At 72.2% G+C, this 19,398-nt stretch carries 17 protein-coding genes; 11 read left to right on the top strand and 6 right to left on the bottom strand.

What is annotated here, in order from left to right:
- Positions 1-53: 53 nt before the first annotated feature.
- From AC067U_RS05140 to AC067U_RS05125, 4 genes are all read right to left on the bottom strand, one after another.
- A complete protein-coding gene (locus AC067U_RS05140; protein WP_478828214.1) occupies positions 54-968 on the bottom strand; it encodes an amino acid ABC transporter permease in 915 nt (304 codons plus the stop codon).
- Positions 965-1,639: an amino acid ABC transporter permease gene (locus tag AC067U_RS05135; protein WP_478828213.1), complete on the bottom strand. Its 675-nt coding sequence runs from the start codon at positions 1,637-1,639 to the stop codon at positions 965-967. The genes AC067U_RS05140 and AC067U_RS05135 overlap by 4 nt, the downstream gene beginning before the upstream one ends.
- An 84-nt stretch (positions 1,640-1,723) precedes the next feature.
- Positions 1,724-2,569 (bottom strand): glutamate ABC transporter substrate-binding protein, encoded by an 846-nt coding sequence (locus tag AC067U_RS05130; RefSeq protein WP_478828212.1) that lies wholly within the window; start codon positions 2,567-2,569, stop codon positions 1,724-1,726.
- A gap of 78 nt (positions 2,570-2,647) precedes the next feature.
- Positions 2,648-3,439, bottom strand: coding sequence for an amino acid ABC transporter ATP-binding protein (locus AC067U_RS05125; RefSeq protein ID WP_478828211.1), 792 nt, complete (start codon positions 3,437-3,439; stop codon positions 2,648-2,650).
- Between the two features lie 230 nt (positions 3,440-3,669).
- Between AC067U_RS05125 and AC067U_RS05120 the strand changes: the two genes are divergently transcribed.
- From AC067U_RS05120 to AC067U_RS05110, 3 genes are all read left to right on the top strand, one after another.
- Positions 3,670-4,434, top strand: coding sequence for a response regulator transcription factor (locus AC067U_RS05120; RefSeq protein ID WP_478828210.1), 765 nt, complete (start codon positions 3,670-3,672; stop codon positions 4,432-4,434).
- A gap of 13 nt (positions 4,435-4,447) precedes the next feature.
- Entirely contained in the window at positions 4,448-5,860 is a 1,413-nt protein-coding gene (locus tag AC067U_RS05115) for a sensor histidine kinase (protein ID WP_478828209.1), read from the top strand.
- Positions 5,861-5,994: 134 nt separating this feature from the next.
- Positions 5,995-6,984, top strand: coding sequence for an ROK family protein (locus AC067U_RS05110; protein WP_478828208.1), 990 nt, complete (start codon positions 5,995-5,997; stop codon positions 6,982-6,984).
- A 45-nt stretch (positions 6,985-7,029) separates the two neighbouring features.
- On the opposite strand, the gene AC067U_RS05105 is transcribed toward AC067U_RS05110, so the two are convergent.
- A complete protein-coding gene (locus AC067U_RS05105) occupies positions 7,030-8,031 on the bottom strand; it encodes a TAXI family TRAP transporter solute-binding subunit (protein WP_478828207.1) in 1,002 nt (333 codons plus the stop codon).
- 146 nt (positions 8,032-8,177) lie between these two features.
- On the opposite strand from AC067U_RS05105, the gene miaB reads away from it, so the two are divergent.
- Both miaB and AC067U_RS05095 read left to right on the top strand, forming a co-directional pair.
- The gene (gene miaB / locus AC067U_RS05100) at positions 8,178-9,698 is read left to right on the top strand and encodes a tRNA (N6-isopentenyl adenosine(37)-C2)-methylthiotransferase MiaB (protein ID WP_478828206.1); all 1,521 of its coding nucleotides are present in this window, start codon (positions 8,178-8,180) and stop codon (positions 9,696-9,698) included.
- A gap of 187 nt (positions 9,699-9,885) precedes the next feature.
- The gene (locus AC067U_RS05095) at positions 9,886-10,611 is read left to right on the top strand and encodes a class III extradiol dioxygenase subunit B-like domain-containing protein (RefSeq protein WP_478828205.1); all 726 of its coding nucleotides are present in this window, start codon (positions 9,886-9,888) and stop codon (positions 10,609-10,611) included.
- A gap of 98 nt (positions 10,612-10,709) precedes the next feature.
- Here the strand turns inward: AC067U_RS05095 and AC067U_RS05090 are convergent, their stop codons facing one another.
- Positions 10,710-10,976 carry an antitoxin gene (locus AC067U_RS05090; protein WP_478828204.1) on the bottom strand — a complete coding sequence of 89 codons (267 nt, stop codon included), beginning with the start codon at positions 10,974-10,976 and terminating at the stop codon, positions 10,710-10,712.
- Between the two features lie 377 nt (positions 10,977-11,353).
- Here AC067U_RS05090 and miaA point away from each other — a divergent pair, with 377 nt between their 5' ends.
- The 6 genes from miaA (at position 11,354) to hflX (ending at position 19,333) form a co-directional block, all read left to right on the top strand.
- Complete coding sequence (miaA, locus tag AC067U_RS05085; RefSeq protein WP_478828203.1) at positions 11,354-12,292, top strand: tRNA (adenosine(37)-N6)-dimethylallyltransferase MiaA; 939 nt, start codon at positions 11,354-11,356, stop codon at positions 12,290-12,292.
- 125 nt (positions 12,293-12,417) lie between these two features.
- A complete protein-coding gene (locus AC067U_RS05080; RefSeq protein WP_478828202.1) occupies positions 12,418-12,921 on the top strand; it encodes a hypothetical protein in 504 nt (167 codons plus the stop codon).
- Positions 12,922-13,019: 98 nt separating this feature from the next.
- Positions 13,020-13,901, top strand: coding sequence for a diaminopimelate epimerase (gene dapF / locus AC067U_RS05075; protein WP_478828201.1), 882 nt, complete (start codon positions 13,020-13,022; stop codon positions 13,899-13,901).
- Positions 13,902-14,041: 140 nt separating this feature from the next.
- Positions 14,042-16,114: a RelA/SpoT family protein gene (locus AC067U_RS05070; protein WP_478828200.1), complete on the top strand. Its 2,073-nt coding sequence runs from the start codon at positions 14,042-14,044 to the stop codon at positions 16,112-16,114.
- A gap of 123 nt (positions 16,115-16,237) precedes the next feature.
- Positions 16,238-17,728: a M1 family metallopeptidase gene (locus AC067U_RS05065; protein ID WP_478828199.1), complete on the top strand. Its 1,491-nt coding sequence runs from the start codon at positions 16,238-16,240 to the stop codon at positions 17,726-17,728.
- A 126-nt stretch (positions 17,729-17,854) separates the two neighbouring features.
- A complete protein-coding gene (gene hflX / locus AC067U_RS05060; protein WP_478828198.1) occupies positions 17,855-19,333 on the top strand; it encodes a GTPase HflX in 1,479 nt (492 codons plus the stop codon).
- Positions 19,334-19,398: the final 65 nt, after the last annotated feature.

Genomic DNA, 19,398 nt, shown 5'->3' with positions numbered 1-19,398 from the left:
CACCGCGCACGAGAGGTGATGCAGGGTCAGGAGTGACTGGGGAGGCGGATGCCTCAGTCGGTCGCGCCCAGGTCCACGTCCACGGGGGCCCCGGCGAGCGCTCCGCCGCCGATCGTGTGTGCGGTCTCGGCAGGCAGTCCCTCGCCCGTGGACTTCTTCGACGTCCGCAGCCGCTTCTCCAGCCAGGAGGCGAACCCGGTGAGGCCGAAGTTGATCACCATGTACAGCAGCGCGATCACCACGAGCGTGGGGATGGTGTTGCTGTAGTTGGCGGAGATCTGCCGGCTCGTGGAGAGCAGCTCGGCGAAGCCCAGCACGGCGCCCGCGATCGCGGTGTCCTTGAGGATGACCACGAGCTGGCTGACCAGGGCGGGCAGCATGGCCGTGACGGCCTGCGGCACCAGCACGTAGGCCATGGTCTGGCTCTTGCGCAGGCCGAGCGCCTTCGCCGCCTCGCCCTGCCCCTTGGGCAGCGAGTGGATGCCCGCCCGGACGATCTCCGCGATCACCGAGGCGTTGTAGAGGACCAGGCCGGTGACGCAGGCGTAGAGCGGCCGGACCTCGGAGTCGACGTCCGTGAACTGCACGTACAGGGCGGAGCCGAACACCATCAGGATCAGCACCGGGATGGCGCGGAAGAACTCGACGACGGCGCCGACGGGAATGCGCACCCAGGCGTGGTCGGAGAGCCGGCCGACACCGAGGAGGGCACCCAGCGGCAGCGCGATCACCATGGCGATCGCACCGGCCTTGACGGTCTCCCACAGGCCCGGCAGCAGGAAGGTGGTCCAGATGTCGCCGTCCTTGACGAACGGCGTCCACTTGTCGGCTTCCAGCTGGTTCTTCTCCGCCATCACGTCCAGCACCCACCACAGGGCGGCGCCGAGCACCAGCAGGAAGAGCACGGTGTAGATGATGTTGCGGGCCTTGGCCTTGGGGCCCGGCGTGTCGTAGAGCAGGGAGCTCATCGCTTCACCGCCACTCGCTTGGCCACCCAGCCCAGGAGCAGGCCGGTCGGCAGGGTCAGCAGGACGAAGCCGAGGGCGATGACCCCGAAGACGGCGAACAGCGCGTCCGCTTCGTTCTCGATCATTTCCTTCATCAGCAGGGCCGCCTCGGCCACGCCGATGGCCGCCGCCACCGTGGTGTTCTTGGTGAGGGCGATCAGCACGTTGGCGAGCGGAGTGACAGCCGCCCGGAACGCCTGCGGCAGCACGATCAGGGTGAGTACCTGGACGAAGCTGAGGCCCAGGGCGCGGGCCGCCTCGGCCTGGCCGACCGGCACCGTGTTGATGCCCGAGCGCAGCGCCTCGCAGACGAAGGTACCGGTGTAGGCGGTCAGACCCAGGACGGCGAGCCGGAAGCCGATGTCGTCGAAGTTCTCGGTGCCCAGGTCGAAACCGAGGGTCTGGTTCAGGCCCAGCAGGCAGCCGACGACCAGCACGGTGAGCGGCGTGTTCCGCACCACGTTCACGTACGCGGTGCCGAAGGCCCGCATCAGCGGGACCGGACTGACCCGCATCCCGGCGAGCACGGTTCCCCAGATCAGGGAGCCTATGGCCGAGTAGAGGGTGAGCTGAACCGTCACCCAGAAGGCGCCGAGCAGGTCGTACTGCCCGGAATCAAGAAAATCGAACACGTTGTCCTGCGCTCTCCCCAGGATGGCCGGTGAGGCGCGCCGCCGCCCGCGGCAGGCGGGCGGCGACGTGCCTCACCCGATGACTCAGCTGCCTTCGGTGATCTGCGGCGCGGGCTCGTTCTTGTAGTTCGCCGGGCCGAAGTTCGCCTTCACGAACTTCTCCCAGGAGCCGTCCTGGACCATCTTCCTCAGCGCGGCGTTGATCTTGGTCTGGAGCTCCTTGTTGCCCTTCTTCAGACCGATGCCGTAGTTCTCGTTGCTCAGGCTCAGGCCGACCAGCTTGAACTTGCCCTGGTTGTTCTGCTGCGAGGCGTAGCCGGCCAGGATCGAGTTGTCCGTGGTCAGCGCGTCGAGCTTCTTGTTCTCCAGGCCGGTGAGGCACTCGGAGTAGCCGCCGACCTGCAGCAGGTTCGCCTTGGGCGCCAGCTTCTCCTTGACGTTCTGCGCCGAGGTGGAGCCGGTGACCGAGCAGAGCTTCTTGTCGTTCAGGTCCTCGGCCTTGGTGATGCCGGACTCGTCGGCACGGACCAGCAGGTCCTGGTGGGCCAGGAAGTACGGGCCGGCGAAGTCGACCTTCGCCTTGCGCTTGTCGTTGATCGAGTAGCTCGCGACGACGAACTCGACGTCACCGTTCGAGATCAGGTTCTCGCGCTCGGCGGAGACGGCCTGCTTGAACTCGATCTTGTTCGCCTCGTAGCCGAGCTCCTTGGCCACGTAGGTCGCCACGTCCACGTCGAAACCGGTGAACTTGCCGTCCGGCGTCTTCAGGCCCAGACCGGGCTGGTCGAACTTGATGCCGACGACGATCTTGTCCTTCTTGCCGCCCGAACCGGCCTTGGAGTCCTTGTCCTTGTCGCCACCGCACGCGGTCGCCGTCAGGGCCATGGTCAGGGCGAGCGCCGCGGCCGCACCGGTCTTGATGAGCTTCATGTGAACTTCCCTCGGATGAGACGTTGTTGAACTACCACCGGAGTTGAACTACCCCCGGATCAGTACCAGACCGGACGTTCAGTGGTGCAGGATCTTCGACAGGAAGTCCTTGGCGCGGTCGCTGCGCGGGTTGCTGAAGAACGGCTCGGGGGCCGCCTCTTCGACGATCTTCCCGTCGGCCATGAAGACCACGCGGTTGGCCGCGGAGCGGGCGAAGCCCATCTCGTGGGTGACCACGACCATCGTCATGCCCTCGGCGGCGAGCTGCTGCATGACCTCCAGCACCTCGTTGATCATCTCCGGGTCGAGGGCCGAGGTGGGCTCGTCGAAAAGCATCACCTTCGGCTCCATCGCGAGCGCCCGGGCGATCGCCACGCGCTGCTGCTGGCCGCCGGAGAGCTGCGCCGGGTACTTGTCGGCCTGGGAGCCGACGCCCACCCGGTCCAGCAGGGTGCGGGCCTTGGCCTCGGCCTCCGCCTTGCCCTTCTTGCGCACCTTCAGCTGGCCCAGCATCACGTTCTCGAGCACCGTCTTGTGCGCGAAGAGGTTGAACGACTGGAACACCATGCCGACATCGGCCCGGAGCCGGGCCAACTCGCGGCCCTCGGAGGGGAGTTCCTTCCCGTCCAGGGTGATGGTGCCGGAATCGATGGTCTCCAGCCGGTTGATGGTCCGGCACAGCGTCGACTTGCCCGATCCCGAAGGACCGATCACGACGACGACCTCACCGCGGGCAATGCTCAGATTGACGTCCTGAAGCACGTGCAACGCGCCGAAGTGCTTGTTGACGTTGCTCAGTACGACCAGGCCGTCCGCCGCGGGTGCCGACTCCTCGGCCCCCGCGCCCTTGGTCACTGATACTCCGCTCATCGGCTTGTGGCTCCGTCCTCCTCGGTTGGGAGGACAGTAGTGAGCGGCTCTGCACAGCGTCACCACATCTGAGCGAGAATTGAGCATAACGATCCGGACTCTGCCGGACACGCTCCGTACGTAGGGGAGTCAAGGGGAGCGGCGCCTTGCGTGAGGCACCGGGTGTGCTGTTTTACTGGGCGCGACCGGGCGGAAGAGGAACCAGGAAACAGGAAAGGGGCCCGAGGAAGATGAGACTGCTGCTCGTCGAGGACGACGACCACGTCGCCGCGGCCCTGTCCGCGATCCTGGCCCGGCACGGCTTCCAGGTCACCCACGCCCGCAGCGGCGAAGAGGCCCTGCAGGCCCTGCTGCCCGCCGGAGTGGCGCCCTCACCCGCTCCCTACGGGGTGATCCTGCTCGACCTCGGCCTGCCCGACCAGGACGGCTACGAGGTCTGCGGCAAGATCCGCAAGCGCACCGCCATCCCCGTGATCATGGTGACGGCGCGCGGCGACGTCCGCTCCCGCATCCACGGGCTCAACATGGGCGCGGACGACTACGTGGTGAAGCCGTACGACACCGGCGAGCTGCTCGCCCGGATCCACGCCGTCGCCCGGCGCACCAGCAGCCCCGGCGGCAACGGCACCGGCGCCGGAGCCGAGGACTCCGCCAGGGCCGGCACGGCCGGGCACCCCGGCGGGCCCCCGGGCGTGGTCCGGCTCGGCAGCGTCAGCATCGAGCTGCCCACCCGGCGGGTCTCCGTCGACGGCACCGACGTACCGCTCACCCGTAAGGAATTCGACCTCCTCGCGCTGCTCGCGCAGCGCCCCGGAGTGGTCTTCCGGCGGGAACAGATCATCAGCGAGGTGTGGCGCACCAGCTGGGAGGGCACCGGCCGGACCCTCGAAGTGCACGTCGCCTCGCTCCGCTCCAAACTGCGGATGCCCGCCCTGATCGAAACGGTCCGCGGGGTGGGCTACCGGCTCGTCGCCCCCGGCCCGGGCGCCCCGTAGGAGGCCCTTCGCCGTGCGCGCCCGGCTGCTCCCCCTGCTCGTCGTCCTCATGGCCGGCGTGCTGATCGCCCTCGGTTTCCCGCTCGCCGTCAGCCTGGCGGCCGGGCAGCAGCAGCGCGTGGTCGTCGACCGGATCGACGACAGTGCGCGCTTCGCCGCCCTCGCCCAGTTCGTCGTCGAGGCCGAGGGCGCCGGGGACAAGAGCGCCGACGAGCGCCGCGAGACCCTCAAACTCGAACTCACCCGCTACCAGGGGCTGTACGGCATCCGGACCGGGATCCTCTACCGCGACGGCAACGCCATGGCCGCCGCGCCCGGCTGGTGGCGGCTCCCGGACACCAAGGACGCCCGGGACGCCTTCGACGAGGCCCTCGCCGGCCGCCGCAGCCACGACCCCGCACAGGTGTGGCCCTGGCAGCCGCACGGCAGACTCCTCGTCGCGTCCCCCGTGGTCCTCGACGGCGACGTGGTCGCCGTGGTCGTCACCGAATCACCCACCGACCAGATGCGCTCCCGCACCCTGCAGGGCTGGCTGCTCATCGCCGCCGGACTGGCCGCCGCCATGCTGGTCGCCTTCGGCGCCGCCCTGCGGCTGACCAGCTGGGTGCTCAAGCCCGTACGCACCCTGGACGCCGCCGCCCACGGCATCGCCACCGGCCGGATGAACTCCCGGGTCGCGGCCGCCGGCGGCCCGCCGGAACTCCGCCGCCTCGCCCGGTCCTTCAACGAGATGGCCGACAACGTCGAAGAGGTGCTGGAACAGCAGCGGGCCTTCGTCGCCGACGCCTCCCACCAGCTGCGCAACCCGCTCGCCGCGCTGCTCCTGCGCATCGAACTGCTCGCGCTGGAACTTCCGCCGGACAACGAGGAGATCGCCTCGGTGCGCACCGAGGGCAAGCGGCTGGCCCAGGTCCTCGACGACCTCCTCGACCTGGCCCTGGCCGAACACGCCACCGCCGAGCTCGCCCTCACCGACATCGGCGCCCTGACCGCGGAACGGGTCGCCGCCTGGCGTCCGCTCGCCGAGGAGAAGGACGTCACGCTGGTGGAACGCGGCCGGACCGCGGTCACCGGCTGGGCCGACCCGATCGCCCTGTCCAGCGCGCTCGACGCGGTCATCGACAACGCGGTGAAGTTCACCCCTCCCGGTGAGGAGGTCGAGGTCTCGGTCTCGGCGGAAGAGGGCACCGCGCTGATCGTGATCGCCGACCGCGGCCCCGGCCTCACCGAGGAGGAACTCGCCCGCATCGGTGACCGCTTCTGGCGCAGCAACCGTCACCAGAACATCAAGGGGTCCGGCCTAGGCCTGTCCATCTCCCGCATGCTCCTCGCGGCGGGCGGCGGCACCCTCTCGTACGCGGCGAACCCGCCGCACGGGCTGCGCGTGACCGTCTCCGTCCCCCGCACCGGCCCCGACACCGCGTAGCGACCGGGGCGCGACGGCGGGACGGCGGGAGGCGGGAAGGCAGGAAGGCAGGAAGGCCGGACGGCGGGACCCGGTGCGGGCACGGCCGGTGCGGCGGCACCATACTGATGGTGACCACCCTCAGGAGCGCTCCCGTGACCACGCCCAGCCCGACCTCCGCCCTTCCCGCGCCGCGCGCGGCGGCGGCATCCGGACTCACCGCGGCCATCGACATCGGCGGTACGAAGATCGCCGGTGCGCTGGTCCACCCCGACGGCACGATGACCGCGACCACCCGCCGGCCCACCCCGCGCGGGGGCGACGCGGACGCCGTGATGGCGGCGGTCACCGAGGTGGTCGCCGAGCTCGCCGCCGCACCCGGCTGGTCCTCCGTACGGCGCTGCGGGATCGGCAGCGCCGGCCCGGTGGACTCCGTCCGGGGCACCGTCAGCCCGGTCAACATCACGGCCTGGCGCGACTACCCGGTGCTGGCCCGCACCATCGACGCCCTGACCCGGCACGGCCGCCCGGTCCCGGCCGTGCTGGTCGGGGACGGGGTCGCCATGACCGCCGCGGAGCACTGGCTGGGCGCCGCCCGGGGCCACGCGAACGCCCTCTGCATGGTGGTGTCCACCGGAGTCGGCGGCGGCCTCGTGCTGGACAACCGCCTGCACCCCGGCCCCACCGGCAACGCCGGGCACATCGGTCACATCAGCGTGGACTTCGGCGGCGAGGAATGCGCCTGCGGCGGCCGGGGCTGCGTGGAGGCCATCGCCTCCGGTACCGCCATCGCCCGCTGGGCCCGTGCACAGGGCTGGACGGGCGCCGATCCCTCGGCCGCCGGCGTCGCCGCGGCGGCACGGGCCGGCGACCCGGTGGCGCTGGCCGCGTTCGACCGGGCGGGCCGGGCCCTGGCGGCGGCCATCGCCGCCACCGCCACCCTGGTGGAGACGGACATCGCGGTCATCGGCGGCGGCGTGGCCGCCTCCGGGGACACCCTGTTCGACCCGGTCCGCGCCCACCTGGCGACGTACGCGACCCTGGGCTTCGTCAGCGGCCTGACCGTGGTCCCCGCGGCCCTGGGCACCGAGGCCGGCCTCATCGGCGCCGCCTCGGCCGCCATGACCCTGCTCCCGTCCTCCTGAACCGGTCCCCGCGACGCGGTCCGGCGGGCCCCTACGCCCGGACCGCTACGGTTTGACCGACCGGTAGTAGCGCCGCGCGCCCTCGTGGAGGTCCAGCGGGTCCGTGTAGATCGCCGTACGCAGGTCCACGCGCTGGGCCGCGTGCACCTCGCGGCCGATGCGGTCACGGCTGTTGATCACCGCGCGGGTGAAGCGCTCGGTCAGCTCAGGGCTGGTCCGGACGGTGGTCACCAGCAGGTTCGGCACGGCGACCGTGGTCACCGCGGAGGTGTTCCGGGCCCGCGCGTACGCGTCCTGCGGCATCACCGCGGTCCGGTAGTAGTTCGAGTTGCCCCCGGACTGCAGCTCCGGTACCAGGTCGCCGAGCGGCACCAGCCGGACGTCGAACCGCTCCGACAGTTCCCGCACCGCGTTCGTCGGCAGTCCACCGGACCAGAAGAACGCGTCGATGCGCCCCGCCTCCAGCTCCGCCGGCATGGTGTCGATGCCTATCGACACCGGCGTGACGTCCTCCCGGGGATCCAGCTGCGCCGCCTTCAGCAGCCGGTCCGAGATCAGCCGGACACCCGAGCCCGGCTGTCCCACGGCCACCTTCAGGCCCCGCAGGTCCCGCGCCGACTGCACCCGCGACCCGGCCGGCACCACCAGCTGCACGTAGTCGTCGTACAGCCGTGCCACCCCGCGCAGCTGGTCCGCCCCGGCCCGTCCGTCCCGCCGGAACTTCGACACCGCGTCCGCCGTCGCCACCGTGAAGTCGGCCTGGCCGGAGGCCACCCGCGCCAGGTTCTCCTGCGAGCCCTCGCTGGGCAGCAGCCGTACGTCCACCTCGGGCATGTCGCTGCCCAGGGCGTTCTCCAGCAGCTCGCCGTAGCGGTGGTAGACGCCCGTACGCACACCCGTGCTGAAGGTCAGCCGGCCCGTCGGCTCGGGGCTCCCCAGCGGCCACAGCCACCACACCAGCAGCCCGAGCGCGACCAGCCCGGCGACCAGGCTCCGCAGCGCGCGGCGCCTGGTGAGCCGCGGGAACCGGAGCGGGGCAAATGGCATGCGCGCGATCCTGCCAGCCGCCCGCGCTCCTGTCACCGTCTGAAAAGTCACGCCCGGCCGGCCGCCCGGTCCGCCCCGCGGCCGTGCGGCCCCGCCGATCAAGCGCTCGGTCATACGGCCGCCGGGGACCCCTTTACCCTTGTCCCATGAGCAGCGTGGAGCCGGGTGGAGCAGTGGACGTCAAGGGAACATACGAGGTGCGCACCTACGGGTGCCAGATGAACGTGCACGACTCCGAACGGCTCTCCGGTCTGCTGGAGGACGCCGGCTACGTCCGGGCCCCCGAGGGCTCCGACGGCGACGCCGACGTGGTGGTCTTCAACACCTGCGCGGTCCGCGAGAACGCGGACAACAAGCTCTACGGCAACCTCGGCCGGCTCGCCCCGATGAAGACCAAGCGCCCCGGCATGCAGATCGCCGTCGGCGGCTGCCTGGCCCAGAAGGACCGGGACACCATCGTCAAGAAGGCCCCCTGGGTCGACGTGGTCTTCGGCACCCACAACATCGGCAAGCTGCCGGTGCTGCTGGAGCGCGCCCGGATCCAGGAGGAGGCGCAGGTCGAGATCGCCGAGTCGCTGGAGGCGTTCCCCTCGACCCTGCCGACCCGCCGCGAGTCCGCCTACGCCGCGTGGGTCTCCATCTCCGTCGGCTGCAACAACACCTGCACCTTCTGCATCGTCCCGGCGCTGCGCGGCAAGGAGGAGGACCGCCGTCCCGGCGACATCCTCGCCGAGGTCGAGGCGCTGGTCGCCGAGGGCGTCTCCGAGATCACCCTGCTCGGCCAGAACGTCAACGCCTACGGCTCCGACCTCGGCGACCGGGAGGCGTTCAGCAAGCTGCTGCGCGCCTGCGGGCAGATCGAGGGCCTGGAGCGGGTCCGCTTCACCTCGCCGCACCCGCGCGACTTCACCGACGACGTGATCGCGGCGATGGCCGAGACCCCGAACGTGATGCCGCAGCTCCACATGCCGCTGCAGTCCGGCTCCGACCCGATCCTCAAGGCGATGCGCCGCTCGTACCGGCAGGAGCGCTTCCTCGGGATCATCGAGAAGGTGCGCGCCGCCATCCCGCACGCGGCCATCTCCACCGACATCATCGTGGGCTTCCCCGGCGAGACCGAGGAGGACTTCGAGCAGACCATGCACGTGGTGCGCGAGGCCCGGTTCGCGAACGCCTTCACCTTCCAGTACTCCAAGCGGCCCGGCACCCCCGCGGCCGAGATGGAGGGGCAGATCCCCAAGGAGGTCGTCCAGGACCGCTACATGCGCCTGGTCGCGCTCCAGGAGGAGATCTCCTGGGAGGAGAACAAGAAGCAGGTCGGCCGCACGCTGGAGGTCATGGTCGCGGAGGGCGAGGGCCGCAAGGACGGCGCCACCCACCGTCTGTCCGGGCGTGCCCCCGACAACCGTCTCGTCCACTTCACCAAGCCGGACGTGGAGGTCCGCCCGGGTGACGTGGTGACCGTCGAGATCACCTACGCGGCCCCGCACCACCTGCTCGCCGAGGGCTCCGTCCCGGCCGGGGCGGTCCGCCGCACCCGCGCGGGTGACGCCTGGGAGAAGCGCAACGCCACCCCGGACCGGCCGCAGGGCGTCCTGCTCGGCATCCCCACCCTGGGCGTCCCGGCACCCCTGCCGGCCGCCACGGGCGGCTGCGCCGCCGTCTGATCCCGTCCCGGTGTGCCCACCCGCCCCGCAGGGCGGGACGGGTGGGCACACCGGGACATCGCCGCCGCGTGGCCTGATCCCGCCCGGCCCGGAGCCGCCGCTCCCGGCCCAGCGGAACCCCGCTCCTGGCGTCGGCCCGGACCACCCGGGCGGCCCCCAAGGCCCGGCTGGCGCTACGCTGCGGATCATGCTCGTAGCCGCCGCCGTCTGCCCCAGCCCGCCGCTCCTCGTGCCGCAGCTCGCGGCCGGGGCCGCCGAGGAGCTGGCGGCCGCCCGTACCGCATGTTCCGACGCGCTCGCCGTGCTCGCCGCGTCCCGGCCCGACCTGCTGGTCGTGGTCGGGTCCGTCGTCCACGGACCGGGCGGCGGATACGACGAGGGCACCCAGGGTTCCTTCGCCCCCTTCGGGGTCGACCTGACCGTCACCCTCGGCAGCGCCGGCGCCCGCCCCACCGGAGAGGGCGCCCCCGGCCCGCTGCCGACTTCCCTGGCCGTCGGCGCCTGGCTGCTGGAGCGGGCCCGCTGGTCCGCCGCGCCCGTGGCCGGTGTCGCCGTCGCGGAGGGGCTCGAACCGGACGCCTGCGCCGCCCTCGGCACCGACCTCGGGGGTTCCGCCGACCGGGTGGCCATGCTGGTGCTCGGCGACGGCAGTGCCTGCCGCGCCCTCAAGGCCCCCGGCTACCTCGACGACCGCGCGGAGCCCTTCGACGCCGCCGCGGCCCGCGCGCTCGCCGCGGCGGACACCGCCGCGCTCGCCGCGATCGACCCCGCCCTGGCCCACGAGCTCCAGGCCGCCGGCCGTGCCCCCTGGCAGGTGCTGGCGGGTGCCGCGCGGGGTACCGGCCTGGACGGCCGGCTGCTGTACGAGGACGCCCCGTACGGCGTGGGCTACTTCGTCGCCGCCTGGTCGTAGGACCCGGGCGGGCCGCCGGTCCCGGCCCGCGTCGGCCGGACACGCGGAGAGGGGGCTCGGGCACTGCCCGAGCCCCCTCCTTCCGCGGTCGCGTGCCGTCAGGCGGCCGGCGGTGGCGGGGTCGGTCCGCCGCCAGGGGTGTCGTCGTGGTGCGCGATCTTGCCGATGGCGCCCTTCGCCTTGTCCGTGCCGCTCGTGATGTGGTCGCTGTACTTGCCCTTGGTCTTCGAATCCACGGCCTTGGCGACCTTGTCCAGCCCGTGTCCGATCCGGCCCTCGTGCTGCTGCGCGAGACCGCTGACCTTGTGACCGACCTTGTCCTTGGTCGGCCCGATCTTGGCCTTGAGATTGTCCAGCAGGCCCATGGGTCACCTTCCCCTTGGCGGTGGCTACGTACGGGCGCCCTCGCCGGCTCCGCTGTCCGCGGCGGTTCGCCGACGGGCTCCGCCGCCACGGCGGACTCGGCCCCGGACCCGTCCGCCACCGCGCTTCCGCGGCTGCTCCGGCCGGATTCCCGTCCTCACCCTCGCGGCGACGAAACCGACTGAAAACACCCATGTCTACTCCTCCAACGGTACTCGCGCGGGTGAAGTTCCGCCGCGGTCACGGTGCGTCGCCGACCACCCGCCCACCTGCCGTCCGTCCGCCGCGCCGGCCGGAAACCCGCCAGGGCCACGACCCCGGGGCAGGACCGCCACCTCACTCGTTCGGGTAGCCGTCGGAGGTTTGCGAGACTGGTGCGGTGAGAAGTGCAGCCCCCGCCCCGCGCGTCATCGCCGTCGTCGGTCCCACCGCGGCCGGAAAGTCCGATCTGGGCGTCGCCCTGGCCCGCCGTTACGGCGGCGAGGTCATCAACGCCGACTCCATGCAGCTCTACCGGGGGATGGACATCGGCACCGCCAAACTGACGACCGAGGAGCGCGGCGGCGTCCCGCACCACCTCCTCGACATCTGGGACGTCACCGAAACCGCCAGCGTCGCCGAGTACCAGCGGCTGGCCCGCGCCGAGATCGACCGCCTGCTGGCCGAGGGACGCACCCCGGTCCTGGTCGGCGGTTCCGGCCTGTACGTGCGCGGGGCCCTGGACGTGATGGAGTTCCCCGGCACCGATCCGGAGGTCCGGGCCCGGCTGGAGGAGGAGGCCGCCCTGCGCGGCCCCGGTGCCCTGCACGCCCGCCTCGCCGCCCTGGACCCGGCCGCCGCCGCCGCGATCCTGCCCGGCAACGGCCGGCGCATCGTCCGCGCGCTGGAGGTCATCGAGATCACCGGCAAGCCGTTCACCGCCAACCTGCCCGGTCACGAGTCGGTGTACGACTGCGTGCAGATCGGCGTGGACGTGGCCCGGCCGGAACTCGACGAGCGGATCGCCACCCGCGTGGACCGGATGTGGGAGGCCGGCCTCGTCGAGGAGGTCCGCACCCTGGAGGCGGCCGGACTGCGGGAGGGCGTCACCGCCTCCCGCGCCCTCGGCTACCAGCAGGTGCTGGCCGCGTTGGCGGGGGAGTGCACCGAGGAGGAGGCGCGCGCGGAGACCGTACGCGCCACCAAGCGCTTCGCGCGCCGTCAGGACTCCTGGTTCCGGCGCGACCCGCGGGTCCACTGGCTGAGCGGTGCCGCCGCCGACCGGCAGGAACTCTCCGGACTCGCGCAGTCGTTGGTCGAACGAGCGGTTACAGCCTGATCACGTGATGGCATCGGGACGCCCCGGGCGCCCGTCGCGGGGCCCGTGGCGTGCCATCATCAAATTCCGACGGTGCGGTCACCGGCGGTGAACGACGGCGAACGAAGTCCGAGTGGGGAGGGCGCGTGGCGATGGAGGCCGGCCCTCGCGACACTGGGCGGGACGATGCCGGGCAGGAAGCGGACCCCATGGTTCCCGACGGCCTGGGACTCCCCGCCGACCCCGCACGCCTGACCTCGGACGGCCCCGACGGGCCCGATGGCCCGGACCCCGCCGAAGAGGCCGGCGGCCCCGCCGTCGAGGTCGAGCTCCGTCCGCAGCGGCGCCTGCGGATCTGGCAGCTCGCCCCCATCGTGATGCTCGCCGCGGCCGGCTCGCTGATGTTCGCCTTCCCCCTCGCCTTCGAGTTCGGCGACGGCGGCGCCCTCGTCGCCATGCTCGGCCTGCTGATCAGCTCCTGCGCCGGCGGCTGGGGCATGATGGCCGCCCGCCGCGTCGGCTACACCTGGCCCGGCCTGCCCGCCCGCGGCTCCGGCATCCGCTCCGACTGGCGCGTGATCGCCCTCTACACGGTGATCGCCCTCACGGTCGTGGCCCTCGCGGTCTGGCGCGTCGCGCGCCTGCGGTAGTCCCGCGGTCCGCTCCGCACCGGAGCGGACCCCGCCGTTCCGCGAGCCTGCGGGAGGCCCGGCGCGGCAGGCGGAGACGCCCCGATTACGATGGGCCCGTGACCAGTCAGCGCAGCAGCCTCGCCTTCCTCAAGGGCCACGGGACCGAGAACGATTTCGTGATCATCCCCGACCCGGACAACGCGATCGACCTCCCCGCCGCCGCGGTGGCCAGGCTCTGCGACCGCCGGGCCGGCCTCGGCGCGGACGGCGTTCTCCACGTCGTGCGCTCCGCCGCCCACCCCGAGGCCGCGCACATGGCCGACGAGGCCGAGTGGTTCATGGACTACCGCAACAGCGACGGCTCCATCGCCGAGATGTGCGGCAACGGCGTGCGCGTCTTCGCCCGCTACCTCCACCACGCCGGCCACGTCGAACCCGGCGACCTGGCCGTCGCCACCCGCGGCGGCATCAAGAAGGTCCACCTCCACAAGGAGGAGTTCGTCAGCGTGACCATGGGCCGCGCCGTCCTCCCGGAGGGCGAGGTCTCGGTGTCCGTCGGCGACCGCAGCTGGCCGGCCACCAACGTCAACATGGGCAACCCGCACGCCGTCGCCTTCGTCGACAGCCTCGACGACGCCGGCGACCTGCTCAGCCCGCCCCCGTTCAGCCCCGCCGCCGCCTACCCCGACGGGGTCAACGTCGAGTTCGTCGTCGACCGCGGGCCCCGCCACGTGGCCATGCGCGTGCACGAACGCGGCTCCGGCGAGACCCGGTCCTGCGGCACCGGCGCCTGCGCGGTCGCCGTCGCCACCGCCCGGCGCGACGGCGCCGACCCCGCCGTCACCGGCGAATCCGTCACGTACACCGTGGACGTCCTGGGCGGTACGCTGATGATCACCGAGGACCCGGACGGAACGGTCCACAAGACCGGACCGGCCGTCATCGTCGCCGCCGGGGAGTTCGACCCCGACTGGCTCACCGAAACGGCTTTCGCCTGAAGATTCCCTCTCATGGGTGATCCGTTTCACGCTCAGCGAGAGCCGGACTCCGCCACGTGGTGGGGTCGGTAACATCAGACACCGGCCCTGAGGGCTCACCCCATGCCCACCGTCGCCGGTCGAAGCCGCCGGAGGTGCCCATGAGTGCAGAGGCCACGAACCCCGACGCCCGCCCTGAGCTCCGCAGACGCGGCCGCTCCAGGCTCGACCTGCGCAGGCTCGGGCGGGCCGCCCTGCTCGGTCCCGCGCCCCGGGACCGCCTCCCGGACGCCATCAGCCATGTCGCCGAGGCGCACCGGGCCCACTATCCCGACGCCGACCTCGGCGTGCTCCGCCGCGCCTACGTGCTCGCCGAGTCCTCCCACCGGGGCCAGATGCGCAAGAGCGGCGAACCGTACATCACGCACCCGCTCGCCGTCACCCTGATCCTCGCCGAACTCGGCGCCGAGACCACCACCTTGACGGCCTCCCTGCTGCACGACACCGTCGAGGACACCGAGGTGACCCTCGATCAGGTGCGCGCCGAATTCGGCGACGAGGTGTGCTTCATCGTCGACGGCGTCACCAAGGTGGAGAAGATCGACTACGGTGCCGCCGCCGAACCCGAGACCTTCCGCAAGATGCTCGTCGCCACCGGCAACGACGTCCGCGTGATGTCCATCAAACTCGCCGACCGCCTGCACAACATGCGCACCCTCGGCGTGATGCGCCCCGAGAAACAGGCCCGCATCGCCAAGGTCACCCGCGACGTCCTGATCCCGCTCGCCGAGCGGCTCGGCGTCCAGGCACTCAAGACCGAGCTCGAAGACCTCGTCTTCGCCATCCTCCACCCCGAGGAGTACGAGCACACCCGCGCCCTCATCGCCCGGCACACCGCCGAGGACGACCCGCTGCCCGCCGTCGCCGAAGCCGTCCGCGGTGTGCTCCGCGAAGCCGGCATCCAGGCCGAGGTCCTCATCCGGCCCCGGCACTTCGTCTCCGTCCACCGCATCTCCCTCAAACGCGGCGAACTGCGCGGCTCCGACTTCGGCCGACTGCTCGTCCTGGTCGGCGAGAACGCCGACTGCTACGCGACCCTCGGCGAACTCCACACCTGCTTCACCCCGGTGGTCTCGGAGTTCAAGGACTTCATCGCCGTCCCCAAGTTCAACCTCTACCAGTCCCTCCACACCGCCGTCGCCACCCCCGACGGCGAGGTCGCCGAGGTCATCGTCCGCACCCGCCAGATGCACCGGGTCGCCGAAGCCGGCGTGGTCGCCCTCGGCAACCCGTACGCCGTGGCCGAATCGGGCGCCGCAGGGGAGTCCGACGAGGAGCGCACCGACCCCACCCGGCCCGGCTGGCTCTCCCGGCTCCTGGACTGGCAGCAGTCCGCGCCCGATGCCGACACGTTCTGGAGCTCCCTGCGCGCCGAACTCGCCCAGGACCGCGAGATCACCGTGTTCCGGGCCGACGGCGGCGGCCGCCTCGGCCTGCCGGCCGGCGCCACCTGTATCGACGCGGCCTACGCCCAGCACGGCGAGGCCGCGCACGGCTGTATCGGCGCCCGGGTCAACGGGCGCCTCGCCTCCCTGGCCAGCCCGCTGGCCGACGGGGACACCGTGCAACTGCTGCTGGCCCAGGACGCCTCGTCCGGCCCGGCCGCCAGCTGGCTCGACCACGCCCGCACCCCGGCCGCCCGGATCGCCATCAGCAGCTGGCTGCAGTCCCATCCGGACGGGGCACGGACCGACCAGGCGGCCCCGCGGGCCCCGCTCTCCGTGGTCGGAGCCCGCGGCCACGGCGGGAACGCCGCCGCCGAACTGCCCGACGCGCCCGTCCGGCTGGCCGGCTGCTGCACCCCGGTACCCCCCGACGACGTCGCCGGCTTCGTCGTACGCGGCGGCGCCGTCACCGTGCACCGCGTGGAATGCCCCGCGGTCGGCCAGATGCGCTCCCTCGGCCGCACCTCGGTCGCCGTGCACTGGAAGGCCACCGCCGACTGCCGGGTCACGCTGGTCGCCGAATCGTTCGGCCGCCCGCACTTGCTCGCCGACCTCACCGAAGCGATCTCCCGGGCCGGCGCCGACATCGTCTCCGCCACCGTGGAACCCCCGAACGAACAGCGCGTCCGGCACCGCTACACCCTCCAGCTCCCCGACGCCACCGTCCTCCCCGCACTGATGCGCGCCATGCGCGACGTCCCCGGCGTCTACGACGTCGGCCGCGCCTGACCCCGCCCGCCCGGTGGGCGGGCCCGTCCGGCGGGGCCGGGGGCGGGCCCCGTTCGGGTGGTCCGGTGGGGGGACCGCCGCGCCGTCGCAGCACAGGGCGCGGGCACTGGTATCGCCTAGGGAATGCGCCTCACCGCCCCCCGCCTGGCCCCCCGCCTCCGAGCGGCACTGCTCGCCACCGCCTCGCTCACCCTCGTCGCCGCGGTGCTCCCCGCCCCCGAACCGCTCGGCATCGGCGACCCCCTCTTCCCCGAGCTGGGCAACCCCGGGTACGACGTCTTCGCCTACGACCTCTCCCTCACCTACAAGGACAACAAGTCGGCGCTCGACGCCGTCACCGTCATCGACGCCCGCACCCGGCAGCGGCTGGACCGGATCAACCTGGACTTCACCCACGGCAAGGTCGCCTCCGCCACGGTCAACGGGCTCCCGGCGGAGTTCGCGAGCGCCGGCGAGGACCTCGTGCTCACCCCGGACCGGCCGGTCCCCGCGGGCGCCCCCGTACGGATCGCCGTCCGGCACACCAGCGACCCGGGCGGCCGCGGCGACGGGGGCTGGGTACCCACCCAGGACGGGCTCGCCATGGCCAACCAGGCCGACGCCGCACACCGCGTCTTCCCCTGCAACGACCACCCCGCCGACAAGGCGTACTTCACCTTCCGCATCACCGCCCCGGCCGGCCTGACAGCCGTGGCCAACGGCCTGCCCCTCGCCGCGCCCCGGACCACCGGCAGCGGCAGCGCGGCCACCACCACCTGGACGTACCGCACCCTCCACCCGATGGCCACCGAACTCGCCCAGGTGTCCGTCGGCGACTCCGCCGTGGTCCGCCGCACCGGCCCGCACGGCCTGCCGCTGCGCGACGTGGTGCCCGCCGCAGACCGGGAGCGGCTCGAACCCTGGCTGAACAAGACCCCCCGCCACCTGGCCTGGATGGAGGAGCAGGTCGGCCACTACCCCTTCGAGACCTACGGCGTGCTGGTCGCCCACGCCTCCACCGGCTTCGAGCTGGAGACCCAGACCCTCTCCCTCTTCGAACGCGGACTGTTCACCCAGGGCGGCTACCCGGAGTGGTACGTCGAGGCCGTGATGGTCCACGAACTCGCCCACCAGTGGTTCGGCGACAGCGTCACCCCGCGCACCTGGTCCGACCTGTGGCTCAACGAGGGCCACGCCACCTGGTACGAGGCGCTCTACGCCGACCACCTCGGCGCGTACTCCCTGGAGCGGCGCATGCGCGAGGCGTACCAGCGCTCCGACCAGTGGCGCGCGGCCGGCGGCCCGCCGGCCGCCCCGCGGCTCCCCGAGCCCGGCCGGAAGATCAGCCTGTTCCGGCCGGTGGTCTACGACGGCTCCGCGCTCGTCCTCTACGCCCTGCGGCAGGAGGTCGGAACCGCCGTCTTCGAGCGGATCCAGCGCCGCTGGGTCTCCCTGCACGCGGACGGCGTGGCCGGCACCGCCGACTTCGTACGCCTGGCCTCGACGGAGGCCGGACGGGATCTCACGGCCTTCCTGCACCCCTGGCTGTACGGGAAGACCACCCCGTCGATGCCCGGCCACCCCGAGTGGGGCGGCCCGGCCGCGGAGGGAAAGACGGCGCCGAAAAGGGTGTGACTCGTGTGGAACGGGCATGTCACCATCGACAGGGCGGTACGGCCGCCCGGTGGCGGGAATCCCCCGCCGGTGTGACACGTTGTACCCCTACAGCGCGGCACCTGACCACAACGACGTAAGGATCCAATGACCTCCTCTTCTTCCCCTTCACAGGACGCACAGAGCTTTACCGGGAGCCTTCGGGCCGATGCCCTGATGGAAGAGGACGTCGCCTGGAGCCACGAGATCGACGGAGAGCGGGACGGCGAGCAGTTCGACCGCTCCGAGCGCGCGGCCCTGCGCCGTGTCGCGGGCCTCTCCACCGAGCTCGAGGACGTCACCGAGGTCGAGTACCGGCAGCTGCGACTGGAACGGGTCGTCCTCGTCGGCGTCTGGACCTCGGGAACCGTCCAGGACGCGGACAACTCCCTGGCCGAGCTCGCGGCCCTCGCCGAGACGGCGGGCGCCCTGGTGCTCGACGGCGTGATCCAGCGCCGCGACAAGCCCGACCCGGCCACCTTCATCGGCTCCGGCAAGGCCCGGGAGCTGCGCGACATCGTCGTCGAGACCGGCGCCGACACCGTCGTCTGCGACGGTGAGCTCAGCCCCGGCCAGCTGATCGCCCTCGAGGACGTGGTCAAGGTCAAGGTCATCGACCGGACCGCCCTGATCCTCGACATCTTCGCCCAGCACGCCAAGTCCCGCGAGGGCAAGGCGCAGGTCGCGCTCGCGCAGATGCAGTACATGCTGCCGCGGCTGCGAGGCTGGGGTCAGTCGCTGTCCCGCCAGATGGGCGGCGGCAAGGGCGGCGGCCTGGCCACCCGTGGTCCCGGTGAGACCAAGATCGAGACGGACCGGCGCCGGATCCGCGAGAAGATGGCGAAGATGCGCCGGGAGATCGCGGAGATGAAGACCGGCCGCGACCTCAAGCGGCAGGAGCGCAAGCGGAACAAGGTTCCGTCGGTCGCGATCGCCGGCTACACCAACGCGGGCAAGTCCTCGCTGCTCAACCGGCTCACCGGAGCCGGCGTGCTGGTGGAGAACGCCCTGTTCGCCACCCTCGACCCGACCGTGCGCCGGGCCGAGACGCCGAGCGGCCGGATCTACACCCTGGCCGACACCGTCGGCTTCGTCCGGCACCTGCCCCACCACCTCGTCGAGGCCTTCCGCTCCACGATGGAGGAGGTCGGCGACTCCGACCTCATCCTGCACATCGTGGACGGCTCGCACCCGGCGCCGGAGGAGCAGCTGGCGGCCGTGCGCGAGGTGATCCGCGAGGTCGGCGCGGTCGACGTGCCCGAGATCGTGGTGATCAACAAGGCGGACGCGGCGGACCCGCTGGTCCTCCAGCGGCTGCTGCGCATCGAGAAGCACTCCATCGCCGTCTCGGCCCGTACCGGCCACGGCATCGGCGAGCTCCTGGAGCTGATCGACACCGAGCTGCCCCGGCCCGCGGTCGAGGTGGAGGTGCTCGTCCCGTACACCCGGGGCGGCCTCGTCGCCCGGGCGCACGCCGAGGGCGAGGTGCTCTCGGAGGAGCACACCCCGGAGGGCACCCTGCTCAAGGCCCGCGTCCACCGGGAACTCGCCGCGGACCTCGCACCGTACGCACTGGTCACCCGCTGACGCGGACCCTGCGCCGACCAGCACTGCGCCCCCCGGGTTCGACCCGGGGGGCGCAGTGTCGTTCA

Source organism: Streptomyces sp. NPDC043853, assembly GCF_056436025.1.
Note: the sequence above shows the minus strand (reverse complement) of the source record. Positions and strands in the feature narration are given on the sequence as shown.